General features: G+C 59.8%; 5 protein-coding genes and 1 pseudogene. 4 read left to right on the top strand and 2 right to left on the bottom strand.

From position 1 onward, the window contains the following. Positions 1-54: 54 nt before the first annotated feature. From CQ13_RS08320 to CQ13_RS47040, 3 genes and pseudogenes are all read left to right on the top strand, one after another. Positions 55-1,012, top strand: a pseudogene (locus CQ13_RS08320) (IS91 family transposase); the annotation flags it as partial. A gap of 388 nt (positions 1,013-1,400) precedes the next feature. Next, positions 1,401-1,598 carry a hypothetical protein gene (locus tag CQ13_RS08315; protein ID WP_057842515.1) on the top strand — a complete coding sequence of 66 codons (198 nt, stop codon included), beginning with the start codon at positions 1,401-1,403 and terminating at the stop codon, positions 1,596-1,598. Between the two features lie 12 nt (positions 1,599-1,610). Then, complete coding sequence (locus CQ13_RS47040) at positions 1,611-1,916, top strand: phytanoyl-CoA dioxygenase family protein (protein WP_430649666.1); 306 nt, start codon at positions 1,611-1,613, stop codon at positions 1,914-1,916. A 107-nt stretch (positions 1,917-2,023) separates the two neighbouring features. Here the strand turns inward: CQ13_RS47040 and CQ13_RS45410 are convergent, their stop codons facing one another. Both CQ13_RS45410 and CQ13_RS40695 read right to left on the bottom strand, forming a co-directional pair. Then, a complete protein-coding gene (locus CQ13_RS45410; protein ID WP_245309087.1) occupies positions 2,024-2,413 on the bottom strand; it encodes an IS4 family transposase in 390 nt (129 codons plus the stop codon). Between the two features lie 77 nt (positions 2,414-2,490). Then, the gene (locus tag CQ13_RS40695) at positions 2,491-3,483 is read right to left on the bottom strand and encodes an IS4/Tn5 family transposase DNA-binding protein (protein WP_245309086.1); all 993 of its coding nucleotides are present in this window, start codon (positions 3,481-3,483) and stop codon (positions 2,491-2,493) included. 164 nt (positions 3,484-3,647) lie between these two features. Here CQ13_RS40695 and CQ13_RS08300 point away from each other — a divergent pair, with 164 nt between their 5' ends. Continuing rightward, entirely contained in the window at positions 3,648-3,902 is a 255-nt protein-coding gene (locus CQ13_RS08300) for a transposase (protein ID WP_245309085.1), read from the top strand. The last annotated feature ends 228 nt before the right edge of the window (positions 3,903-4,130 follow it).

The following is a 4,130-nucleotide window of genomic DNA, read 5'->3' as shown; positions in this document are numbered from 1 at the left end:
CCAGCTCCCCATTAATGGATTTGCCCATAAGACAGCTAATGGGCGTCGCCCATTACCTGCCGCAATCGGCATTGCCCAAAGTGCCAGGGCTCGGCGCGCGCGCAATGGCTTGCCGAGCGGCAAGTCGAACTCCTTCCCGTACCATATTTCCACGTCGTCTTCACCATGCCGGCCTCCGCCGCAGAGATCGCCTTCCAGAACAAGGCGATCGTCTATGCCATCCTGTTCCGTTGCGCGGCCGAGACGCTCGCTACCATCGCGGCCGACCCCAAGCACCTCGGCGCCCAGCTCGGCGTGACCGCCGTCCTCCATACCTGGCCAGACCCTTCAACACCATCCGCATGTCCACTATGTCGTGCCCTGGTGGTGTACCTTCGCCGGACGGCGCACACTGGGTCGCTTGCCGGCCCGGCTTCTTCTCTCGGCTGTGCCGCCGCCTGTTCCTGCAAGAACTGCAAGCTGCCTTCGCGGCTGGCGAGTTGGGCTTTTTTTGGTGATCTCGCCCATCTCGCCGATCCCGCCGCGTTCACCCAGCGCCTCGATCGGCTCCGACGGACCGACTGGGTCGTCCACGCCAAGCCGCCATTCGGCGAGCCCGAATGGGTGCTCGTTTATCTCGGCCGCTATACGCATCGCGTTGCCATCGCCAACAGCCGGCTGATCTCACCGCGGAGAGCAAGGTGAGCTTTTTCCTGGAAGGACTATCGGCAGAATCGCAAAGCCAAGGTGATGACGCTTGATGCCGGTGAGTTCATTCGTCGCTTTCGCCTGCACACCCTGCCGGACGGCTTCCACCGCCTCCGCCACTCCTCGCCACCAACGGCGGACGCAATGAATCGCCCTTCGTCAACCCCCTGCTGTCCGCAACGCTCCGGCTGATCAAGGAGCCGGCGGCGATCCGCAATGCGAGATCCCCGCCTGCCCCCATTGCGGCGGCACCTTGCGGCGTGTGTCGATCTCATCCCGCAAGCCTGCTGCGCGCGATCATCCGTTTCGTTGTGACACGTCATGACCAGCGCCTGCTCCATCCACCCCTTCCGTATCACCTGCTCGGTGGCAACGTCCGAGGTCGCTGTGGCCGCGCTCGTCACCGAACGTCTCGCCAATCGTTCGGCCGCAACCCGCCGCAGCAAATCTCTCGCTGCATGGCGCGCCCTTGGCCCGGTCAATATGGCCACTCACATCAAGCTGAATGTCTCGCCGACGCGTGGCGACCACAGGTGCGCCTTCCCCGCAGGCGCACCAGCTGCACTATCCCCATAGCGCCCACAACTCCGCGGCTTCGTTCAATCCGGCTTCTATGAGATCGCACGCGCCACCGCGCGCGGCTAGCCTTTGCCCCGCGAGCTCACAGAACCCTCAAGATTTCCAAATCACGTGGAATATGATTCGATGCGACAATGTGCATCGAGACGATGCCGAACCGATATTCGCCGCGCGCGGTGCTGTTGCGCGAGAGTTATCGCCACGAGCACGACAACGCGCAGAAGCGCACTTTGGCCAATCTAACCGAAGAAGTCACCATTGATCCCCCATCACCCCGGGGCGACACGGTGATTCCGCGAATTTCGATGGAACTGAAACGGCCAGGCAAATAGGTAGCAGTTAGAGTGCGAGCCTACCCTGGCGGGGGTGGATGGCGACCAATGCAGCTATGTCGATGTCTTTCACACCATATGAAGCGATTCGAGACTGTTTATGTTGAGTTGGAGCCAGGCGACGCGATGATTTTCGACGGAAATCTGATACACGGTTCTGGCCCAAATCGCTCGAATACACAATTGTGGTCATATATTAGCTACTATAATGCCGTCGGTAACGGGCATTACAAAGAAACCCACGAATATGGACACTACGAGCCATTGGAGAAGGTTTCGGCTGCGAGCATTCTGTTGGCATCCAATCCAGCCGGCTGACAACTCAATAAATTGACATGGCGATCTCAGTCTAATTGCGGGAGACAGCCTTGTCGGTCCATGCTGTTGCAGCGGCACACTTGGCATGTACGCGTCCGGTCAAGCTTTCAATTACCCATAAATTCTGCTCCGACCATGGCGCCCAGCGCGATGTCAGTGAGGCGTGACAGCCCGCGCCACATAACGGTATTGCCGGGCGGCGGATCGCTGGCGCGGGCGAGATAACCGCCGAGCCGGGCAATCTTGATCAGATAATGCGAGAGCGTTTTCTGTCTTCCTTTTGGTTTGTCGTTGACGAGGCGATCGAGCACGCCGATTTCAGTCGCAGTCAACGCGAGGGTTGGCGGCGCGTCTGGGGCGGAACGGTTGAGCATCGTCATCCAGAAGACCCGCCAACTTAGGATGCAAAAGAGCGCGATCAGATTGGTCAGACGCTGGGCGGTCCTGAGCTTCGACTCCTCAGCTTTGCAGCCCGATTTGAGGATCTTGTGGAACACCTCGATCTTCCATCTCAAAGCATACCACTCGAGCTTCTCAATAGCGTCGGTGCGGGAACCAACAGGCAGGTCGGTGATCAGCTTCCAATCGATCTTCTTTCTGTTCTTCGGGGTCCCGCGCTCTTCGGCATGATCACCGTCAGGGTCAGGGCGGGATAGCGCTTCTGCTTTCCGATCGGCGGCAGGACGCGAATCTTGCGATACCTGATCTCAAGAACGGCCTGGTCGGGATCGCCGTTGCTATCTCTGACTTCGATGCGATGCAGCCCTTTGACGGCGACTTCGTCCATTTCGTCGGCGATCGTGTGATCCCCATCTCCAGCCAAGCGGTCGACGCAGGTCCTGATCAGGAAATGAGTTCCGATCTCTTGTGCTGCGCAGAAGAGCTCGTAGATGTCACTCTCGCGATCACCGATATGGATGCATCGTCCCGGATGATCCAAGAGCTGCGTAGACTGCTTGAGATTTTCCAACCACCGGACGCTTTCCTTTTTCTCGATGGGAATCCGGGTCGGATTGATCTTCTTTTTAAGCGCTGCCGTCCCCTTGAATTTCTTCCGGGTCCAGAACTTAACGGCCGCCAACCCCAGGGGCACCCCCTCGATTGTAACCGCGAGGCTCGAATGCATCAGGATGCCGAAAACCGTGTGCGATCTGAGGCGGCCCGCCTTATCCCGTCCACTGTTTATGCTCTTGGTGATGCCGATCGCTTCTGACTTCTCGCGTTGATAGCTGAACTCGGTTGTGTCATGCAGCACAAGAACGAGACCTTCAGCGGCGGCGGCACGATCACGTGTCGATTGGAAGTGGCCGGCCAGAATGTCCGCTTCGCTGACCCGCTCATTGGAGAAGAAGCGATAGGCTGCTGCCTTGGTATTTGCCCAATCCTGGCAGACGAGCGGAATGCTTTGTCCCATGGCGCTTCCAATCTGCGTGAGCAGTTTGCGGAATCTGCCGCCGAGCCGCGCGTCCCTAAAGCCGCATCCACTACTCTCTCGATCAATCCAACATTCACCTTCCAAGGACCGCGAACAGCCTTTTGCCGATCGATCCCTTAATGTCAGCCCCATAGAGCACCCCCTCGCGAATCAGGTGCTCAGAAAGGAATCACAAGTGATTCTTTCGATTCAAGATTTCGCCGATCAGCGGATCAGCCCGAGTGGTCAACGTTATGGGTAATTGAAAGCCGGCGACGGCCGCCTTGCGCTGAGGGAGGCGGGGCCGAAGACATAGTATGACTGATCATACGCCTATGTCGAAGGTATCGCGGCTCGAGGTGATCGAGAGTGGCGCGCGGCGCCGTTGGTCGGCGGAGGAGAAGCCTCGGATCGTGGCGGAGAGCGAGAGCGGGCCGCGGCAGGTGTCGGCGACGGCGCGACGACATGGCTTGCGGCCGGGCCAGCTGTTCACTTGGCGGAATCTGGCGCGCGAAGGGCGGTTGAGCGGGAACGAGGGCGCCCTCACGTTTGCGCGGGCGGTGATCTCATAGTCCGCCACCCCCTGCATCGTCGTCGAGCCGGATGGAGATCGTGCTGACGCGTGGAGTGCGCGTCATCGTCGATGCCGATGCGCTGGCGCGGGTGATCGGCGCGATCCTGCGGCGATGACGATCCCGAGCGGCGCGCGGGGGTGGCTGGCGACTGGCCATACCGATATGCGCGATTGGACGAAGCCGCTCCGCGGCAGAACACTCGGCAAGGGTGGCCCATCGTCGGAT

The organism is Bradyrhizobium retamae (assembly GCF_001440415.1).
Classification (GTDB): domain Bacteria; phylum Pseudomonadota; class Alphaproteobacteria; order Rhizobiales; family Xanthobacteraceae; genus Bradyrhizobium; species Bradyrhizobium retamae.
Note: the sequence above shows the minus strand (reverse complement) of the source record. Positions and strands in the feature narration are given on the sequence as shown.

Excerpts from the sequence above, each read along its gene's own strand:
- CQ13_RS08315 (WP_057842515.1), top strand. The coding sequence starts at position 1,401 with ATGTGCATCGAGACGATGCCGAACCGATATTCGCCGCGCGCGGTGCTG.
- CQ13_RS40695 (WP_245309086.1), bottom strand. The coding sequence starts at position 3,483 with ATGGGGCTGACATTAAGGGATCGATCGGCAAAAGGCTGTTCGCGGTCC.
- CQ13_RS08300 (WP_245309085.1), top strand. The coding sequence starts at position 3,648 with ATGACTGATCATACGCCTATGTCGAAGGTATCGCGGCTCGAGGTGATC.